The 17158-nt window shown below is 64.6% G+C and carries 21 protein-coding genes; 16 read left to right on the top strand and 5 right to left on the bottom strand.

Going from position 1 to position 17158, the window contains the following annotated elements; translation table 11 throughout:
* Positions 1–15: 15 nt before the first annotated feature.
* The 7 genes from J2Y63_RS04040 to J2Y63_RS04070 all read left to right on the top strand — a co-directional run bounded on the left by J2Y63_RS04040 (position 16) and on the right by J2Y63_RS04070 (position 5086).
* Positions 16–1557, top strand: coding sequence for a Na+/H+ antiporter subunit D (locus tag J2Y63_RS04040; protein ID WP_435265060.1), 1542 nt, complete (start codon positions 16–18; stop codon positions 1555–1557).
* Positions 1558–2031, top strand: coding sequence for a Na+/H+ antiporter subunit E (locus J2Y63_RS04045; RefSeq protein ID WP_256120818.1), 474 nt, complete (start codon positions 1558–1560; stop codon positions 2029–2031). It begins immediately after the preceding gene.
* Positions 2031–2396: a cation:proton antiporter gene (locus J2Y63_RS04050; protein ID WP_435265061.1), complete on the top strand. Its 366-nt coding sequence runs from the start codon at positions 2031–2033 to the stop codon at positions 2394–2396. Before J2Y63_RS04045 ends, J2Y63_RS04050 begins: the two co-directional genes overlap by 1 nt.
* Positions 2396–2752 carry a monovalent cation/H(+) antiporter subunit G gene (mnhG, locus tag J2Y63_RS04055; RefSeq protein WP_435265062.1) on the top strand — a complete coding sequence of 119 codons (357 nt, stop codon included), beginning with the start codon at positions 2396–2398 and terminating at the stop codon, positions 2750–2752. The genes J2Y63_RS04050 and mnhG overlap by 1 nt, the downstream gene beginning before the upstream one ends.
* Positions 2753–3166: 414 nt before the next feature.
* Positions 3167–3601: a MucR family transcriptional regulator gene (locus J2Y63_RS04060; protein ID WP_256120821.1), complete on the top strand. Its 435-nt coding sequence runs from the start codon at positions 3167–3169 to the stop codon at positions 3599–3601.
* Positions 3602–3825: 224 nt separating this feature from the next.
* Positions 3826–4296 (top strand): helix-turn-helix domain-containing protein, encoded by a 471-nt coding sequence (locus J2Y63_RS04065; protein ID WP_435265063.1) that lies wholly within the window; start codon positions 3826–3828, stop codon positions 4294–4296.
* A complete protein-coding gene (locus tag J2Y63_RS04070) occupies positions 4289–5086 on the top strand; it encodes a DUF6456 domain-containing protein (RefSeq protein WP_435265064.1) in 798 nt (265 codons plus the stop codon). The genes J2Y63_RS04065 and J2Y63_RS04070 overlap by 8 nt, the downstream gene beginning before the upstream one ends.
* Positions 5087–5184: 98 nt before the next feature.
* Here J2Y63_RS04070 and J2Y63_RS04075 read toward each other — a convergent pair whose 3' ends face one another.
* Both J2Y63_RS04075 and J2Y63_RS04080 read right to left on the bottom strand, forming a co-directional pair.
* Positions 5185–5604 (bottom strand): SufE family protein, encoded by a 420-nt coding sequence (locus J2Y63_RS04075; protein WP_435265065.1) that lies wholly within the window; start codon positions 5602–5604, stop codon positions 5185–5187.
* Positions 5605–5820: 216 nt separating this feature from the next.
* On the bottom strand, positions 5821–6246 hold the full coding sequence (locus tag J2Y63_RS04080; protein ID WP_256120825.1) for a DUF5330 domain-containing protein: 426 nt from the start codon (positions 6244–6246) through the stop codon (positions 5821–5823).
* Positions 6247–6676: 430 nt separating this feature from the next.
* On the opposite strand from J2Y63_RS04080, the gene J2Y63_RS04085 reads away from it, so the two are divergent.
* The 6 genes from J2Y63_RS04085 to J2Y63_RS04110 all read left to right on the top strand — a co-directional run bounded on the left by J2Y63_RS04085 (position 6677) and on the right by J2Y63_RS04110 (position 12947).
* Positions 6677–8287, top strand: coding sequence for a sensor histidine kinase (locus J2Y63_RS04085; RefSeq protein ID WP_435265066.1), 1611 nt, complete (start codon positions 6677–6679; stop codon positions 8285–8287).
* Entirely contained in the window at positions 8259–8975 is a 717-nt protein-coding gene (locus tag J2Y63_RS04090; RefSeq protein ID WP_435265067.1) for a peptidoglycan-binding domain-containing protein, read from the top strand. Before J2Y63_RS04085 ends, J2Y63_RS04090 begins: the two co-directional genes overlap by 29 nt.
* 173 nt (positions 8976–9148) lie before the next feature.
* Positions 9149–10552 carry a methyl-accepting chemotaxis protein gene (locus tag J2Y63_RS04095; RefSeq protein ID WP_435265509.1) on the top strand — a complete coding sequence of 468 codons (1404 nt, stop codon included), beginning with the start codon at positions 9149–9151 and terminating at the stop codon, positions 10550–10552.
* Between the two features lie 44 nt (positions 10553–10596).
* The gene (locus J2Y63_RS04100) at positions 10597–10968 is read left to right on the top strand and encodes a DUF1491 family protein (protein WP_435265068.1); all 372 of its coding nucleotides are present in this window, start codon (positions 10597–10599) and stop codon (positions 10966–10968) included.
* 101 nt (positions 10969–11069) lie between these two features.
* The gene (locus J2Y63_RS04105) at positions 11070–12716 is read left to right on the top strand and encodes a hypothetical protein (RefSeq protein WP_435265069.1); all 1647 of its coding nucleotides are present in this window, start codon (positions 11070–11072) and stop codon (positions 12714–12716) included.
* A gap of 99 nt (positions 12717–12815) precedes the next feature.
* Positions 12816–12947, top strand: coding sequence for a hypothetical protein (locus tag J2Y63_RS04110; RefSeq protein ID WP_435265070.1), 132 nt, complete (start codon positions 12816–12818; stop codon positions 12945–12947).
* 9 nt (positions 12948–12956) lie between these two features.
* Here J2Y63_RS04110 and J2Y63_RS04115 read toward each other — a convergent pair whose 3' ends face one another.
* A complete protein-coding gene (locus J2Y63_RS04115; protein ID WP_435265071.1) occupies positions 12957–13871 on the bottom strand; it encodes a DUF2336 domain-containing protein in 915 nt (304 codons plus the stop codon).
* A 284-nt stretch (positions 13872–14155) separates the two neighbouring features.
* Between J2Y63_RS04115 and J2Y63_RS04120 the strand changes: the two genes are divergently transcribed.
* The 3 genes from J2Y63_RS04120 (at position 14156) to J2Y63_RS04130 (ending at position 15827) form a co-directional block, all read left to right on the top strand.
* Positions 14156–14560: a YkgJ family cysteine cluster protein gene (locus J2Y63_RS04120; protein ID WP_435265072.1), complete on the top strand. Its 405-nt coding sequence runs from the start codon at positions 14156–14158 to the stop codon at positions 14558–14560.
* Between the two features lie 71 nt (positions 14561–14631).
* Entirely contained in the window at positions 14632–15165 is a 534-nt protein-coding gene (locus J2Y63_RS04125) for a hypothetical protein (protein WP_435265073.1), read from the top strand.
* A gap of 473 nt (positions 15166–15638) precedes the next feature.
* Positions 15639–15827, top strand: a complete 189-nt coding sequence (locus J2Y63_RS04130; RefSeq protein ID WP_256120834.1) for a hypothetical protein — start codon at positions 15639–15641, stop codon at positions 15825–15827.
* A 107-nt stretch (positions 15828–15934) separates the two neighbouring features.
* Here the strand turns inward: J2Y63_RS04130 and J2Y63_RS04135 are convergent, their stop codons facing one another.
* The gene (locus J2Y63_RS04135; RefSeq protein ID WP_435265074.1) at positions 15935–16486 is read right to left on the bottom strand and encodes a DUF1254 domain-containing protein; all 552 of its coding nucleotides are present in this window, start codon (positions 16484–16486) and stop codon (positions 15935–15937) included.
* Positions 16479–17072, bottom strand: coding sequence for a DUF1214 domain-containing protein (locus J2Y63_RS04140; RefSeq protein ID WP_256120836.1), 594 nt, complete (start codon positions 17070–17072; stop codon positions 16479–16481). Before J2Y63_RS04140 ends, J2Y63_RS04135 begins: the two co-directional genes overlap by 8 nt.
* Positions 17073–17158 lie beyond the last annotated feature (86 nt).

Genomic DNA, 17158 nt, shown 5'->3' on the forward strand with positions numbered 1-17158 from the left:
GGAACCGCCCCGCCAATGGCCGTAAGCCCCGCCGATCTCTCCGCAGCCCTTGTCATGACCCCGGTCGCGCCCGCCGACTGGCTGGTCGTGCTGCCGTCCGCCTGGTGCATCCTGGCCGGCGCCGTGCTCTTGATGCTGCGCAAATCCATTCGCCTGCAGGCGGCGATCGCCATTCCGGCACTCGCCATTCTGGTCCTTGTCGATGCGCTGCTGCTGGTGCATGTCTCGCAGAACGGTCCCGTCACCATGGTGATGGGCCGCTGGCTGCCGCCCTTCGGCATCGCGTTCACCGCAGATCTGACGGGCGTGCTCTTCGCGTTGGCTGGTGCCGTCGTGGCGCTGGCCGGCAGCGTGCACGCGCTCTCCGATATCGACGGCACGGGCCGGCGCTACGGCTTCTACCCGTTCCTGCTCCTGCTGATGGCGGGCGTCTCCGGCGCGTTCCTGACGGGCGATATCTTCAACCTCTACGTCTGGTTCGAGGTGCTGCTGATCTCGTCCTTCGGCCTCATCGTGCTCGGCTCGGAAGCCCGCCAGATCGACGGCGCGATCAAATACGCCTTCCTCAACCTCGTCGCGACGACGCTGTTCCTCATCGCCACCGGCTATCTCTACGGCATCTTCGGCACGCTCAACATGGCCGATATCGCCGTGAAAGCCGCCGCCGGCCGTGCCGACCTGCCGCTGATGACGCTCGCGACCCTCTACCTCGTCGCCTTCGGCATGAAGGCCGCCGCCTTCCCGGTGAATTTCTGGCTGCCGGCCTCCTATCACACGCCGCGCGTCGTGGTGTCGGCGCTGTTTGCCGGTCTTTTGACCAAGGTCGGCATCTATGCGCTTCTGCGCACGCTGATCATGCTGTTTCCCATCGAGCGCGAGGAGCTGAGCTTCGTCATCGCGCTTGCCGGTGTCGCGACCATGCTTGTCGGCGCGCTCGGCGCCCTCGGCCAGAGCGATATCCGCCGGCTGCTCGGTTACGTCGTTATTTCCGGCATCGGCGTCATGCTGGTGGGGCTTTCGCTCGGCAGCCCCGGCGGCGTCGGCGGCGCGATCTTCTACGCCCTGCATTCCATGGTGGTGATGACAGCGCTCTACATGGTGGCGGGCCTTGCCGGGCGCCTTGCCGGCACGTTCGATCTCAACCGCCTCGGGGGGCTTCATACCCGCTCGGCATTGTTTTCCTCGCTGTCGCTGGTGCTGTTCTTCGCCGTCTCCGGCCTGCCGCCGTTTTCCGGTTTCTGGCCGAAGGTCATGGTGGCGAAGGCGGCCATGGATATTGGTGCCTGGTGGCTGGTGGCCGCGGTCTTCCTCACCGGCTTCCTGACCACCATCGCGCTCGGCCGTGTCTTCGCGCTCGCCTATTGGCGCCCCGCGGGCGAGGCGCCGCCGGACGCGGCTATTCCGGCCAGCGCGCTGCTGCCGCTCGTGGCGCTTACGGCGCTGACGGTGGGCTTCGGCCTGTTCCCGAACGCGCTGCTCGCGACCATCCAGCACGCCGCCCAGGGCCTTGCCGATCCGCGCGCCTATATCGGTTCCGTCTTTCCGGGAGTGAACTAGATGCGGCCCGCTGTCATCATTGCCGTGTTCACCGCCTTCTGGCTCGCCGTTTCCGGCAGTTTCACCATCCCGAACCTGTTGCTCGGCATCGCCGCCAGCGCGCTCTCGCTGGTGCTCATACGCGGCCGCGCCCGCTCCGAAGGCCGGCGTCTCCGGCCCTTGAAAGTCCTGTCGCTGCTGGTGCTGTTCATCAAGGAATTGGCGCTGTCCGCCTGGAAGGTCGCCATCTTGGTGGCCAGCCCGAAGATGGCGCTGAAGCCCGGCATCTTCGCCTTTCCGCTGACGGTGGACCGGGATTTCGAGATCACGCTGCTCGCCAACCTCATCACGCTGACGCCGGGCACGCTGTCCGTCGATGTTTCAGAGGACCGGCGCGTGCTCTATGTGCATGCGCTCGATTGCTCCGATCCGGTCGGCACGCGGCGCGATATTGCCAACGGCTTCGAGAAGAAGATCATGGAGGCCTTCCGCTGATGGCTGCTCAAACCGTCATCTCCGTCGCCTCGACGATCGCGCTCTTCCTGATGTGCGCCGCCTTCTTCCTGACCGCCTGGCGCATCATCAAGGGGCCGACGCTGCCGGATCGGATCATCGCGCTCGACATGCTGGTGGCGATCGCCATCGGCTTCATCGCCGTCATCGCCATCCGCACCGGCTTCAACCTTTATATCGACATCGCCATCGCGCTCGGCCTCGTCGGTTTTCTCGCCACCGTCGCCTTCGCGCGCTTCATCCTGAGCCAGGGCATGCAGCCGGGCGAGGCGGGCTCACCGGATGGCGAGGTTTCGCGCAAGGGCTTGCGGCACGCCAAGCCCGGCAAGGCGAGGAGGGCGCGCTGATGCTGGATCTCGTTCTCGCCCTCATCGTCGCCGTCATGCTGGTCGCCGGCGGTATCTTCACCTTCCTGGCGGCCCTCGGCCTCGTGCGTCTGCCGGATGTCTACACGCGCATGCACGCCGCCTCGAAGGCGGGCACCGTCGGCTCGGGGCTCATGCTGCTCGCGGCCGGCATGCATTCGCTCGATGTGGCGATCTTCACGCGGGCGCTGGCGGGCTTCGTGTTCTTCGTGCTGACGGCGCCGGTCGCCGCCCATCTCGTCGCGAAAGCAGCGCATGGCGCAGGCTATAGCCTGACACGTCATACAGTGATCGATGAAATGCGCGACGCACGCGCGCGGGCGGGAAAGAATCGTTGACAAACGGTTGAAAGGACGACCCTTAAAATTTGTAGTATCTGCTAATTTTCTTGGGGGTGATTTCTATATTAAAAGCTCTCGTTTTATTTCTGCAAAATAATACTGGACATTGAATTGAAGAATGGTATCTCAGACCAAGTAAAGTATTCGGGTTGATTTAGCTTGCGCATGGTTTTCCTGTCTAGGTTGAGTTCGTGCGGTATTCATGCCGATTCGGTATATGCGCCGGCAAGAGCTTCTGCGTGATGGATGGCCGCCGTAGTAGAAAGTTATATTGACGGAAATATCCCGTTTTCGGCGGGGTGAGCATTATTCTGCCATATGATCGCCCGACAAGCACGCTTTGCCGCAAATTTGATGTCCAGGCCGATGGATAGGGCCATCGACCTTCGTTTTGTCCGACAGGAGAAAGAAATGACCGAAACAACCCTTGGCGCCGGCTCCAATCTGCTCGTGGAACTGACTGCCGATATCGTCGCCGCCTATGTCGGCAACCATGTCGTGCCGGTTTCCGAGCTGCCGGGCCTGATCGCCGACGTGCATGCCGCGCTCAACAACACGACGCAGCCGGTTGCCGCCGTCGAAGCGCCTGTGGTCGCCGAAAAGCCGAAGCCGCCGGTGCCGGTGCGCAAGTCCGTGCAGAACGACTACATCATCTGCCTGGAAGACGGCCAGAAGTTCAAGTCGCTGAAGCGCCACCTGATGACCCACTACGGCATGACCCCGGAAGAATACCGTGAAAAGTGGGACCTGCCGGCCGATTACCCGATGGTCGCCCCGGCCTATGCCGAAGCGCGCTCGCGCCTCGCCAAGGAAATGGGCCTCGGCCAGCGCCGCAAGGGCAAATAAGCACCGCATTGTCGATGAGATTGCAAAGCCGGAGCCGCAAGGCCCCGGCTTTTTGCGTTTTGGAGCGTCGCCGTCTCATCGCGGAGGAATAAATCCCTAGATCGGGGATGTATGTCGCAAATTTATTAAGAAATTCAATGCATGGTTGTGGCTTAAGGCTTCATTCATCCCCGTCCGTCCTCTAGGGTGTATGAATAAATTCCTATAAACAGGAGTGGCCAGTCATGCACCAGTTCATCGTTCCCCAGCGGCGCCCGTCTCCCGAGGCGCCATCCTGCCCCGGTCCGGCACCGGAAAACAAGAGTGCGGGCGCTGGGCAGGGGGTGCCGCGCGCGCGCAAGGCCTTGTGCGAGCCGGCGGTTCCCGCCGTGCCGCCAGACATCGCCTGCCGGATCGTGCGCCAGCTGGTGCTGGAGATGACCGCGGTTGCCAGCGACCGGCCGCTCTGGCGCCGCGACAGCCGGCGCTCAACCTGCCATGTGCGCCAGATCGCCATGTATGTCTGCCACGTCGTGCTCAGCCTCTCGCTCTCCGATATCGGCGCCGCCTATGGCCGCGACCGCACGACGGTCGGCCATGCCTGCAACGTGGTGGAGGATCGCCGCGACGATATGGCTTTCGACGCCTTCGTCTCGGCGATCGAGCGCGTTGTGCTCTCGGTCTTCGGTCCGGCGGGGATCGGCAGCCATGAGTGAGGGGGGACAGAAGCTTGCCGATGATCTCGCGAGGCTCCTCCGCTTCGTGCTGGCGGCGCGCGAGGTGAGCGTTGCCGATGGCGATCTGCTCGTAGCCGGCGACGGGCGCAGGCAGCCGCTGTCGCCGAACGTGCTGGCGCAAGCGCTGCGGCTCGGCCTCGTCAGCCTTACCGGCGACAAGCTTACGGCGATGCCAGAGGCGCGTGCCCACCTGAAGCGCCGGCTTTGCGATGCGGAGACACCGTTTGCCGGCCAGCACCGCGACATGGAGGCGGTGGTGGTGATGCGCGATGGCACGCGGGAGAAGGCCTTTGCCAACCGGCTCGAATCACCGCTGGCGGCGCTGGCCCGGCTGAAGGAGAAGACCGGCGACGCCTACCTGCCGGAAAATGCCATTGCCGCCGGCGAGCGGCTGCACGCCGATTTCACCCGCGGCGGCCTCCAGCCGCGTTTGACCATGTCCTGGGAGCCCCGCGTCGCCAGCCGCCAGAAGGGCGAGGCGGGCGCCGGGCGCGAACTGACCGACACGGCGCTCGCCGCCCGCCTGCGCGTCGCGCGCGCCATCGAGGCGATCGGTCCGGAGCTTTCCGGCGTGGCGCTGGATGTCTGCTGCTTCATGAAGGGGCTGGAGATGGTGGAGCGCGAGCGGCAATGGCCGGCCCGCTCGGCCAAGCTGATGCTGCGGGCTTCGCTGATGGCGCTTGCGCGGCATTATGCGCCTGCGGCACCCGCTGCGCGGCGGGCGCATATGTGGGGGGCGGAGGGGTATCGGCCGGAGATTTCGGGGTGAGGGTATCTATTGGGGAATGAGACGTTCCAGCAATTCAATCTCCCCCTTGTGGGGGAGATCAGTGGGAGCTTGCCGCGCCGTTTCGAAGATGAAGGCCGTTAAGCCGCCACCCGCACCGCCGCCTCTTCGCGGATGCGCTTCACCATCGACCGCAGCCCATTGGCCCGCTGCGACGACAGGTGTTCCACCAGCCCGATCTCGTTGAACGTATCGATCGCATCCAGCGCCGCGATCTCCGAGGCGTGTTTGCCGGAATAGATGGCGAGCACGATGGCAACGAGGCCGCGCACGATATGGGCGTCCGAATCGCCCTCGAAGGTCATCACCGGGTCCGCGCCATCGTCCGTATGGCTGACCAGCCAGACCTGGCTGGCGCAGCCCTGCACCTTGTTGGCGGCCGTGCGCTTGTCTTCGGAAATGTCCGGCAATGCCTTGCCGAGCTCGATGACATAGCGGTAGCGGTCTTCCCATTCCTCAAGGTAGGCGAAGTCGTCGATGATCTGTTGAAGCGTGGCCATGTCGGTTCCGTCTGCGGCTTTGGCTTTCATATAGGGGAGGAAGCCCGGAATTTGAACCGGAATCCGTATCCACAAAAAGAAACGCCGTATGGAACGGATCCATACGGCGGTTGCAGGGGCAACGAGTCAGGCAGGCAGAAATTTTAAAGAGCAATTCCAGCAAAAGTGTCGTGCGGTTTTGCGTTCGGAATTGCGTGAAACAGAAGGGCGATCAGCTTAGCTCTTGTGGTCAGGGCGGCGCGTCGGGATGGCGATGGTGCCGGTGATCACCTCGTCGTCGGCGTCGATGGCGGCGACATCCGGGAGCGGCTGGTCGAGCGCTTCCTTGGCGACCGGATCGGCCTTGGCGGTCGCGGTGCCCTCTTCGGCAAACTGGGTATCGAGGAACTGGTAGGCGATGCGGGCGCCTTCGCGGGCCCGGTGGCCGAGGGCGACGAAGGTTTCAGCACCCTTCTCGCAGACGTCCGGCTTCTCCAGGCACATGGCGGTGACGTAGTGCAGCGCCTCGCTTGCGGCATTGAAGGTATCGCCGATCTCGACGCTCGGACCCTTCTCCAGCTTCGCGGAGGATTCCGCGTCGATGAAGGGGAGCAGGACGAGAACCATGGAGAACCAGAACGTTCCCTTGATCAGAAACCACATCGCTTGCCATCCTTGTTATAGGGCCTCGGCTCTTTGCGGCCTTCGGCTTTCGTGTTGGTCCTTGGCGAACCGTTGATGCGAGAATAGGGGCCGGAAGGAAATTCCCCTTTTCAGGAATCACTCAGGTTTTGCCCAGATTTAAGTAAAATGCGACCTATCGGGACCTTTACCGGCATTTGAGGCAGATTTTAGCGATTGCCGTTAAGGATGATGGCGGAGCGCACTGGCGGTGCGCCCCGGAATGCCGGGAAGGGGCGTTCTGCGATGTTGCCCCAGAGGTTAATACGAACAGAAAAATGCCGCAAAATGAGGCGCTTACGCCCCGTTAACCACGCCGGACGAATGGCCGGTGGATTGCCCCGAAATGGGACTTTTCGGGCTTTTCGGACCCTTTCAGGCCCCTGTCGTTTATTCTTTCCTTAAGTCGCCGATGCGATTTTGGGCTCACACAAAAGAACATAAACGGCAGGGTTTTGCATTGCGCCAATTGACCACCATCGCTGACAGAATGGCCGCCCGCCTGGGCGCCGTTGCGGGCGTTGCTGGCGCACATGCCGCCGATGAACGCCCGTCCGCATCTCTGCGCGCGACGACGCTCGCCCTTCTGGCCGCCGCGCCAGGCCTGCCGCTCGCCTTCTCCGCCGTCATGCCCGCGTCCACGGCGCTGCCGGCCGGTGTGGCGCTGGTGGGTGCCGGTGCGCTGCTCGCCGCCGCCGCGACCTCCGCCTGGCCGGTGAAGCCGGTTCAGCCCAAGGTAGCGCAGATTGACGACGCGCCTGTTACAGAGCCGGCGCCGACCTCTCCTTATGATCTCTTCGCCGGCCTCGTGACGTTGCATGACGCGCGCGGTTTCGTCACCGCCGTGCATGGCCGCGACCGCGCCGACATGCTGGCCTGGATGCGCGACCCGATGGGCCGCGGCTATCTCGACCAGATCCACGTTTCCGACCGCCTCGGCTTCATCGCCGCCATCGACCGCCTGCGCCAGGGCGGCGTGCGCGAGACGGTGGACGTGCGCATCGACCGCCCGCGCATGCAGGCGGATGCCGAGCAGTTCACGCATATGCGCGTGGAAATGACGGCGCTGTGCGGCGCGGATGGCGCGCTGGCCGCCGTCGTCGCCCAGTCGCGCGATGTGTCCGACGAGGCCGTGCTGCGCACCGAAAGCGCGCGCAAGACGGCGCAGGCCGAATCGGCCAATGACGCCAAGACCCGTTTCCTGGCGGCCGTCAGCCATGAGTTGCGCACGCCGCTCAACGCCATCCTCGGCTTCTCCGACATCCTGACTGGCGAATATTTCGGCAAGCTGGAAAACGACCGCCAGCGCGAATATGTGGCACTGATCCACCAGTCGGGCTCGCACCTGCTGTCGGTGGTCAACACCATGCTGGACGTCTCGAAGATCGAGGCCGGCCGCTACGAGCTGCTGACCGAACCCTTTATCGTCGCCGACAGCGTCAAGGCCTGCGAGCAGATGCTCGGCCTCCAGGCGCGCGAAAAGGGCATCAAGCTGACGAGCCGCGTGCCGCGCGCCATCGGCGAGGCGGTCGCCGACCAGCGGGCGATCCAGCAGATCCTCATCAACCTCGTCGGCAATGCGATCAAGTTCACCGATCGCGGCGGCGTCGTCACCATCGATGCGGCGCGCGAGGGCAAGGACCTGCTCCTGGCCGTCAGCGATACCGGCATCGGCATTCCGGCCGACAAGCTGGCGCTGATCGGCCAGCCCTTCATGCAGGTGCAGAACGAATATACCCGCAAATACGAGGGCACCGGCCTCGGCCTGTCGCTGGTCAAGGGTCTGGTCGCGCTGCATGGCGGCAGCTTCGTCATCCAGAGCCGGCCGGGCGAGGGTACGGTCATCACCATCCGCGTGCCGGCGGACGGCTCCGGCGTGGCGCGCGAAGGCGACCCGCGGCCGACCACGGCATCCACCGTCGATTTCCCGCCGCGCCTTGCGGCTGCCATTGAGACCGTTTACGAGCCGTCGCTGGATGGCAAGGACACGAACGATGAACGCGCACGTCAGAAGACAGCCTGAGCGGCGGCCGCAAGGCCAGGCCCGCAAGGGCCGATCCGGCACCCGCGCCGAGCCGCAGCGCAGGCCCAATATCGTCATCACCGGGCTGGTCGCGCTCGGCGGCCTTGCCGCGCGCCATCCCAGCACCGTCGGCGGCACCTGCGCCTTCCTGGTCGTCTTCTCCTTCGTGGCGGCCAATGCGCTGTGGTATCAGCCGGGCGGCCATCCCGCACCCTTCCTGAAGATGCGCTCCGCCGACAATTCGCTGGGCTTCACCGCCACAAAGCCGGAACCGCACGACGTGACGACCTTCGTCATCGAGCGCGAGGGCGAAGAGCAGGACCTGCCGGAGGTGACCGACGTCACACCGGCCGAGCGGCCGTTCGATGAGGTGGCGAAGGTCATCGAGAACAAGCCTGCGCGCACGCAGGCCGAGGAAGAGGTCGACCCGGTCGCCGCCGCCATCATGGAGGCGGAAGCCGATCCGGGCGTCACCTCCGCTGTGGCAAAGCCGGTACCGAGCGAGCTGGTGATGAAGATCCAGAAGGGTCTGAGCAACATCGCCTATACGGATATCGCCGTCGACGGGCTGATCGGCGAGAAGACGCGCACCGCCATCCGCCACTTCGAGAAGCACTACCGACTGCCGGTGACCGGCGAGCCGAACGAGCAGGTGCTCGCCAAGCTCAAGGATATCGGCGCGCTCTGAGCTTTCTTGTTTTAGCAATGCGGGAATGCGACCAAAGTCGTACGCCTACGACAGGCTTTTCCGTAAAGCATCCATTAACCATGTCTGCCGGATGATCCTTCGATAATCTGGAGGATCGTCGAGCCATGTCCAACGCTGCCCTGCGTGAGACTGCGCATAACTTGGAAGAGGACATGCCGGAGCCGCAGGCGGATGCCGCGGTGCTGCGCCGCGTGGTGGGCGCGCTGGCCGCCGAGGCGTCGGATCTCGGCCTGCACCTCGTCGATATTGCCGGCTCCATCCAGGACACGGCTACGCAATCGCGTGAACACGCGACGCTCTTCACGCGGCTGACGCAATCGGCAACGGCGATCGCCAGCGCCAATGGCGGCATCGCCCGCGCGCTGGGCGAGACGGACCAACTGGCTGCGAGCGCGCGAAAGGTGCTGGGCGAGCAAGCGGTGCAGCTCGACGGCTCGATTGCCGCCATCGACCATATGGTGACGGCCTCCAACGAGATCGGCACGGAGATTTCCGCCTTTGCCGTGGCGCTCGCCGATGTCGGGCGGCTGGCGGATGCGATCGGCACGATTGCGCGGCAGACGAACCTTTTGGCGCTCAATGCGGCCATCGAGGCGGCGCGGGCGGGCGATGCCGGCAAGGGTTTTGCCGTGGTCGCTGCGGAGGTACGGGCGCTGTCGCTGGAAACCTCCAACACCACCGCCTCAATCCAGAAGACATTGCAGGAACTGCGTGCCCGCATCGACCGGCTGGAAGCGGCGGGCGAGGGCGCGCGCATTTCCGCCGAGGGCGTCAAGGCGACAGCCTCCGACGTGCAGGGCTCGTTTGCCGGCGTGGAAGAGGTGATGTCGAAAATCCTCGACAGCGCTTCGTCGCTTGCCGCGACGACGGAGGCGGTGGACAAGGAATGCAGCGAGTTCGCCCGGTCGATCGGGGCGGCCTCGGCGGAGATCATCCGCTCCAACACGGTGCTGCAGGGCGCCTCCGGCAAGGTCGGCGAGGTGGTGACGATCTCCGAGCGCATCATCCAGGCGACGGCGAGTGCCGGCATCGAGACGCCGGACAGTCCCTATATCAACCTCGTCCAGGCGCTTGCCGACGAGGTCTCCGCGCGCTTTTCCGCGGCCGTGCTGAGCGGCGAGATCGGCATGGAGGCGCTGTTCGACCGGCAGTATAGGCCGATTGCCGGCAGCGATCCGGTGCAGATGATGACGCGCTTTACCGATTTCACCGATCGCGTGCTGCCGGCCATCCAGGAACCCGCGGTGGCGACGGACGAACGCATCGCCTTCTGCGCGGCGATCGACGACCACGGCTACCTGCCGACGCACAACCGCAAATTCTCCGAGCCGCAGCGCCCGGGCGACCCCGCCTGGAACACCGCCAACTGCCGCAACCGCCGCATCTTCAACGACCGCGTCGGCCTCGCCGCCGGCCGCAACAAGGAACCCTTCCTCGTGCAGACCTATCGACGCGACATGGGCGGCGGGCAGTTCGTGCTGATGAAGGACATTTCCGCGCCCATCACGGTCAATGGACGGCACTGGGGCGGGTTGCGGTTGGCGATCCGGGTCTAGATCTCGCGATTGCCCCGCGGCTTCGCGCCGTGTAAGCCGCCACCATGCGTCTTCGCTCCGACATCTTCGTTTCCGCCCTGATGCGCCGCGTCTTTGCCCGCGGTGGTTTTGCGGCTGTCGAGGTGAAGGGGGCGGAGGAGGCGGGGGCGGTGTTCGTGCGGCAGATGTTTCGCGACGGGCGGGAAAGCCTGTATGCGCCGGCGCCACAGAGTTTCTTCGAGGCTGACGAGACGGGACTGCGGATGTTCGAGACGCGGCTGGCGCGGGTCGAGGCGCAGATGGTGGCCGAGGCGATTGCGCGGGAGCGGCGTTTCGATGGCGATCTTTGGGTGATTTCGGTCGAGACGGACACGCTTGGCGACCTGATCGATTTTGCGGCGGCCGTGCCGAAGGATGACGGGTTCTTCCGGCGTTAACCCTGTGGCCATGGGACGCGCGCAATTGCCCTGTTTTAAACGGATTTTTCGCCGAAGAGGCGCTAGGACGAGACCACGTCAATGATGGACGCCTGATTGCCATGAGCAAACACGACATTCTGGTCGACATGACGTCGGCGCTCACCGCCCGCGAGGCCAACAGCCAGTGGATCGTTGCGCCCGGCGTTTCGATTTCCACGACTGCCACGGCAGTCGATGCCGGCGGGGCCTTTGCCGGGCGCACGCTGGTGGTCGATGGCACGGTGAATTCTTCTGCGGGCAATGCGGTGGTGTTTGGTGCGGCCGCGCTTGGCGCCAATGCCGGCACCGTGGCGATCAAGGCGGATGGGGTGATCTCGGCGGCGCTCGTCGGGTTAAATGCGGCCGGCGGCGGGTTCGTCTTTTCCAACCAGGGTACGCTTTCGGGCGGCACGGCGGCGGGTGTCTTCAGCGGGGCGGGGCTCAACCTCACCAATCGCGGCTCGGTGCTGTCCTCCCGCGGCACGGGTATCAAGGCGACCGGCAGCGATGCGCTCGTCACCAACCATGGCACGGTGAAGAGTGCGGGCGATGCGGTGATCGTTTCCGGCACCAAGGCGATCATCACCAATTACGGTTTCATCCAGTCGACGGCGGATGACGGGATCAGGAGCATTGGCGCGACGGCGATCGTCACCAACAGCGGCACCATCGATGCCAGGCTCGATGCGGTGACCGTGACGGGTGCCGGCGGGGTCGTGACCAACAACGGCAAGATCGTCTCGCGTGCCGACGAGGGCGTGGTGATCACCGGTTCGGGCGCCGTGATGGCGAACAATGGCACGATCTCGGCCGTCAAGGATGGCGTGCGGCTGGATGGCGCGAAGGTCAATTTCGCCAATCACAAGGCGATCACCTCGACCTTGGGCGACGCCATCGATGTCAGCGGCGCTTATGCGCAGGTGATGAACAACGGCACGCTGAAGGGTGCCTCGGGTATCCACATCGATGGCGCCGGCGCGACGCTGACGAACAATGGCTCGGTGACGGCGACCACCGGGATTGCGGTAGCACTTCTCGGCAAAGGCACGAACACTTTCGGCAACAACGGCACGCTGAAGGCGGCGGATGTCGCGCTGAAGGGCGGCAATGGCATCGAGGTTGTCATCAACAACGGCACGATCCGCGGCGATGTCGATCTCGGCGCGGGCAACGACACGTTTGATACGCGTGGCGGCAAGGTTTTTGGCACGGTTGCGGGCGGCAAGGGCAACGACACCTATCTCGTAGCCGATGCCAAGCTGAAGCTCGTCGAGAAGGTGGGCGGGGGCACGGACACGGTGCAATCCACCGTGAGCTACACGCTGGGCGCCAATCTCGAAAAGCTCATCCTGCTCGGCACGGCGGGCATCAGCGGTACGGGCAACGCTTTATCGAACGTCATCATCGGCAACAGCGGCGGCAATACGCTCTCCGGTGGCGCCGGCAACGACATCCTCGACGGCGGCAAGGGCAATGACGCGCTGACCGGCGGTTCCGGGGCGGATGTCTTCATCTTCTCCAAGGGTCGCGACACGGTGACGGATTTCAAGCCGGGCACCGACCGGGTCGATCTCTCGGATGTGTCCGCCATTACCGGCTTTTCCGACCTGATGAAGAGCCATGCCGTGCAGAGCGGCGACGACGTGCTGATCCGCGCGGGCAGCGACGTTATGGTGCTGAAACATGTCGATCTCTCGGATCTCCACAAGGGCGATTTCCTGTTCTGAGATCCTGTTCCCGCGGGAACATCGCGCGCGGCTCCATCATGGGAAAAGGGAGGCACACAGGCAGCGGCCTGTGCCGAACCCCCTCAGGAGGAACGCCCCATGTTTATCGTGCTGCCTGCCCTTGCACTGCTGATTTCGGGAATGTTCGTCGCGACCACGCTGGCCGCCCTCTCCGCCGAGCGCAACGAAAGTGCTGCGGTCCGTGTGCCGGCCAAGCGCCGTATATTCTGAGAAACCTAACTAGCCGGCGGCGCGCTGCCGACCGGTTTCGGAGGACCTGTCATGGTGATCCTGCCCGTTCGACTGCGCGTCGTCAGCGTTGGCCGCCTTCGGCACGCCATCGCCATTCGTATAGCTGTCCGCCCGCTGCCAGCTCTCGACCCGGAGGGTCGCCTCGGCCGGATCTAGCGCCCAGAGCATCAGTTCGGCACTGCCGCTCGCCAGGTGCGGGTAAATGCGCGTGAGCACGAAAACGGTATCCGCGCTGGGCATGTCTAGCGCCACCAGCGTTTCGGCAAGCTGCCGCCCCGACACATCGAGAAGGATGCGCTCGGACAGCCACTGGCTGGAGCCGAGCGCGTCGGCGAGCGTCACGGCCAGCATGCCGACCTCGCCGGCGCGGGCAAAACGCACGAGAAGCGCCTGGTGCACCTCGCTTGCCGGCTCAAGCCGGGCGGGCGCCTCGACCGCGGGCGTCGCGGCGCGCACGAGGGCGCGCAACTCTTCCCGGATCCGCTCTTCCCGTCCCAGCCTTGCGGCCTCTTCCAGCGAGGCCTCGCGGTCTTCGCCGGTGCGGCGGCTGGCATAGTCCTGGTGGCTTCCGACCAGCGCCTCGATCATGACGGGCGAGAGATTGTCGCGCCGGCCGATGGCGCGGGCATGTTCCGGGCCGGTCGCGCGCAGGATGCGCATCAGCGTGACGTCGGGAATGGCTTTTGCGCCCATGAGGAAGATCGCCGCGACGCCGATCGGCTGCGAGGCGATGAAGAGGGCGGTCTCGTCGGGGATCTGCGGGCAGCGCGAAAGGGCGGCGACGGCCTGGCGGCGCGCCTCCTCGGTGGAGGCATTATAGAGCGGCTCGAACAACTCGCCGAACTGGTGCAGATCGGAGCGCGACGGAAAACGCAGGCTCTCGAAGCTGGAAACCGTGGCCATCAGAACGATGTCCTTCGGCCGCCCTGCCTGCGGTCTCTCCAGTTCGCGAAACCTGTCCGCCACAAAACACCTGCTAAAGTCCCCGGAACGGCAGCCCCTTGCCGTCTCCACAATCGTTCATGAAAAGTAGAGGAAAAGCGTTAGCAACGCGTTAACCTTGCTCGCGCGGAAACCGCAATGTTTACAAGAGACTGCCGTCTGGGTTGCCGTGGGTGCCGCAAGGTTTGCGTGCCGGATCGGGACGCGCCCTTCTGGTCTGGCCGGCGGCGTGCTATCGCTCCGCCATGACCACCTCTTCGCCAATCGTCGCCGGCCGATCCTGCGGAACCTGCACGCTCTGTTGCCGCCTGCCGGAGATCGACGAATTCGACAAGCCGGCGGATGCCTGGTGCAAACATTGCGTCGCGGGGCAGGGCTGTTCGATCTATGCCGCGCGACCCTCGGTCTGCCGGGATTTTCTCTGTCTGTGGATGACGAGGGAGGACCTCGGCGCGGAATGGGAGCCGGCGCGCTCCCACCTGATGATCTACGGGCAGGGGCCGCAGATCACGGTGCTTGCCGATCCCGACCAGCCGGACCTTTGGCGGCACGAGCCCTATCATGGGCAACTGAAGGCATGGGCGGGGGGAATGGCGCCGGCGGGCGGCTACGTCATCGTGTTCTGGCGCGATGAAGTGCACAAGATCTGACGGCGAGATTCCATTCGATATCGGGCATGGACATGGTATCGTCCGCACCTCGGCGACGATGGGCTGGCGCTATGAAGATCTGGCAATGCGCGATGTTTTCGACCCTGTTCGCATGGTCCCCGCAGCCATGCATGGCCGAAGCGTGGGAATTGGCCCAGGCCGATACGGCGCCGGTCGACAATTTGCACAAGAACCGCACGCCCGGAGGCAGCCCGCCGACCGGCAGTGCTTTGCCCGAAGCCGGCGTGAAAACGGTGGACGCGGCTGAGATGCCCCGCACGGTCGACGAGATGCTGTCACGGCTTCTATCGATGAACATCACCTATAGCGTGCCGGAGAGCCAGTTGCGGGAATGGCTGGCCAATGCGGAATACACGCCCTATCCGGCGATCGCGGCGGGGCTGGTCAGCCTGTTGCAGGGGCGGCGGCTGAAAAACGCGCTCGACCTGGATGTCATTGTTTATGATTATGAAAGTTCGCCGGGTGCGCAGTCCCCGCGCAGGAACGAGGATGTCGATCAGGCCATCCTGACCGCCGCCATTATCAAGGGCTACAACGCCCGCCATGCCACCTCGGCGACGGCGCTTTCGCAGATTATCGAATAAGCAGGTCCGCCCGACCGTTTCTCTTCACAGGTGCAGCCGGTTTTTTACGACGAGACCGGCCGATTTGGGAACAGGGGCGACCCTGTTCCATGCGGAACAGCACGATGCAGGGCGATGGCATAGGATTAACAGCATGTTAACCCGATAGTCGCTAGTTTTAGGGACATGGATCGGCTCGTCTATTGCGATGGACGTGTTATGATTCGATCATGTGAACGGTGGATACCCTGACGGTGCCACCGTTCCGCGAGGGAAAGGTGCGATGGTCCGGATACCGGGCGGTCACCAGACAAATTCCCGTGAATGGGAAACTTCTGGACCCGTATCGCCGTTTTCTTCCCGTAAGCGACAGGGACGACATCGACTCATGTCGCAGCCGGGGTGACGGAACCGGATGCACCGGCCCGTAAAACGGGCAGGGTGAGAATGTAGAAGTGCTTCATCCGTCTCGGTTCTTCTTTTTGGAGGCGAGAATGGCAGACGTAGTACGATTGAAGGAATGGCTCGCGCGAACACCAAGACGCGACACCATTCGCCGTGAGGCTCCGGCCCAGATACTGCTTTTTACCGGCGTGCGTTATGAGCGCCTGACACCGGCCATGCTGGCTGCGCGCAGCAAGGCGGGTAAACACGGCGCCCCGGACACGGCCCGCCGGCCCTAAACCTTTCCCGTCGCCGCTGGAGCGGCGACAGGCGTGCGCGTGCGGCCGCAGCGCATTGTCTATCGCGGGTAAACCGCGTCCCGTCGCTCGTCGTCGAGCGCGCTTTCCTATTGTTCCGCCGTGAAGGGTTCGCAGCTTGCATCCGCGAGGAAGTCGGTCGCCGCTTCCTGCCGGCTTTCGGTGGGCACGAAGATGCGCAGTACGGCGTAACCTTCCTCGCCGCGCATTTCCACCAGGATCGACTGTTCCAGCTCGGCCGGCACGGCCTTGCGGATGGCGATGAGCTGGATGGGGGTGGCGATCAGCGTGTCGAGCGCGCCCGAGACCGAGGTGCGGTCGTTCATGCTGAACACCTCGTTGGACGCGCCGTCATAGACCGCGAGCGACCAGAAGGGCACGTCGCCATCGGCAAACAGCCGGATGGGACCGTTTTCGACGGAAAAGGCGCAGACGGCGGTCTTCATCGCCGGATCGTCGTTGATCGGCGCCAGCGTGTCGCCGGAATTCGCCAGCGGGAAGAAGCGGTTCGCCTCCCCAAAAGTCTGCACGCGCGTATAGGCATCGCGGCCGGTGAAACTCGGCAGCGAGAGGATGATGACGATGTGCAGTAGCGCAGCACCCACCAGGCCGATGGCGATGGCATAGACGAAACTACGCATCGGCGCAGTCCAGCCGGGTGATGCCCGGCATGGCGAGGTCGATGACGCCGGAGCTGCCGGCGGTCGGCGTGTCGAGCAGCGTCATGACCAAGAGGAACGGCGCCTTGCCCTCCGGCACCGCCAGCCAGTTGCCGGGCGTGGCGGCGGAGGCGATGCGGATGGCAAAACTGCTGTCCGGCGTTCGCAGCACCGACCAGGCATTGATGCCGACCGGCAGGCCGGGGCGGCTGCCGGCGAGCGGGTTGCCGTTGGTATCGGCCGCATGCAGCGTCCACAGGCGGGCAGGCGGCGTGATGCCCTCTATTTCGTAGCGGCAGTTTTCGACCAGCGTGCGCCCGCCGCTATCGGTGGCGGCGGTGAAGGTGAGGCCCTCGGCACCGCCGAGCAGCAGCTTGCCGTCGCGCGCACGGTGGGCCTTGGCATAGGGGTCGGCATCGACCGTCTGGGCGGTCGGGAAGGCCGTCCACGGCCCGAGCGCGATGGCGCCGAAGCCGACGGTCGCGCGCAGCGCGTAGATCGAACTCAGGATGCCAAGCCCGAAGGCGACGGCGAGCGCTGTGGCGATGACGAGGGGCGTGCGGAACAAGGGCGAAGCGGCTTTGCGTCCGGAATTGCGTCGAAACGAAGAGATAGAGCGTTTTTGCGATTCGGAGAAACGCGGAAACGCTCTAT

It is taken from the genome of Shinella sp. BE166, assembly GCF_051201095.1.
Classification (GTDB): Bacteria; Pseudomonadota; Alphaproteobacteria; order Rhizobiales; family Rhizobiaceae; genus Shinella; species Shinella lacus.

Bases quoted from the DNA above. Each gene is read 5' to 3' on its own strand.
- J2Y63_RS04040 (WP_435265060.1), top strand. From the start codon at position 16: ATGGCCGTAAGCCCCGCCGATCTCTCCGCAGCCCTTGTCATGACCCCG.
- J2Y63_RS04045 (WP_256120818.1), top strand. From the start codon at position 1,558: ATGCGGCCCGCTGTCATCATTGCCGTGTTCACCGCCTTCTGGCTCGCC.
- J2Y63_RS04050 (WP_435265061.1), top strand. From the start codon at position 2,031: ATGGCTGCTCAAACCGTCATCTCCGTCGCCTCGACGATCGCGCTCTTC.
- mnhG (WP_435265062.1), top strand. From the start codon at position 2,396: ATGCTGGATCTCGTTCTCGCCCTCATCGTCGCCGTCATGCTGGTCGCC.
- J2Y63_RS04060 (WP_256120821.1), top strand. From the start codon at position 3,167: ATGACCGAAACAACCCTTGGCGCCGGCTCCAATCTGCTCGTGGAACTG.
- J2Y63_RS04065 (WP_435265063.1), top strand. From the start codon at position 3,826: ATGCACCAGTTCATCGTTCCCCAGCGGCGCCCGTCTCCCGAGGCGCCA.
- J2Y63_RS04070 (WP_435265064.1), top strand. From the start codon at position 4,289: ATGAGTGAGGGGGGACAGAAGCTTGCCGATGATCTCGCGAGGCTCCTC.
- J2Y63_RS04075 (WP_435265065.1), bottom strand. From the start codon at position 5,604: ATGGCCACGCTTCAACAGATCATCGACGACTTCGCCTACCTTGAGGAA.
- J2Y63_RS04080 (WP_256120825.1), bottom strand. From the start codon at position 6,246: ATGTGGTTTCTGATCAAGGGAACGTTCTGGTTCTCCATGGTTCTCGTC.
- J2Y63_RS04085 (WP_435265066.1), top strand. From the start codon at position 6,677: ATGCGATTTTGGGCTCACACAAAAGAACATAAACGGCAGGGTTTTGCA.
- J2Y63_RS04090 (WP_435265067.1), top strand. From the start codon at position 8,259: ATGAACGCGCACGTCAGAAGACAGCCTGAGCGGCGGCCGCAAGGCCAG.
- J2Y63_RS04095 (WP_435265509.1), top strand. From the start codon at position 9,149: ATGCCGGAGCCGCAGGCGGATGCCGCGGTGCTGCGCCGCGTGGTGGGC.
- J2Y63_RS04100 (WP_435265068.1), top strand. From the start codon at position 10,597: ATGCGTCTTCGCTCCGACATCTTCGTTTCCGCCCTGATGCGCCGCGTC.
- J2Y63_RS04105 (WP_435265069.1), top strand. From the start codon at position 11,070: ATGAGCAAACACGACATTCTGGTCGACATGACGTCGGCGCTCACCGCC.
- J2Y63_RS04110 (WP_435265070.1), top strand. From the start codon at position 12,816: ATGTTTATCGTGCTGCCTGCCCTTGCACTGCTGATTTCGGGAATGTTC.
- J2Y63_RS04115 (WP_435265071.1), bottom strand. From the start codon at position 13,871: ATGGCCACGGTTTCCAGCTTCGAGAGCCTGCGTTTTCCGTCGCGCTCC.
- J2Y63_RS04120 (WP_435265072.1), top strand. From the start codon at position 14,156: ATGACCACCTCTTCGCCAATCGTCGCCGGCCGATCCTGCGGAACCTGC.
- J2Y63_RS04125 (WP_435265073.1), top strand. From the start codon at position 14,632: ATGAAGATCTGGCAATGCGCGATGTTTTCGACCCTGTTCGCATGGTCC.
- J2Y63_RS04130 (WP_256120834.1), top strand. From the start codon at position 15,639: ATGGCAGACGTAGTACGATTGAAGGAATGGCTCGCGCGAACACCAAGA.
- J2Y63_RS04135 (WP_435265074.1), bottom strand. From the start codon at position 16,486: ATGCGTAGTTTCGTCTATGCCATCGCCATCGGCCTGGTGGGTGCTGCG.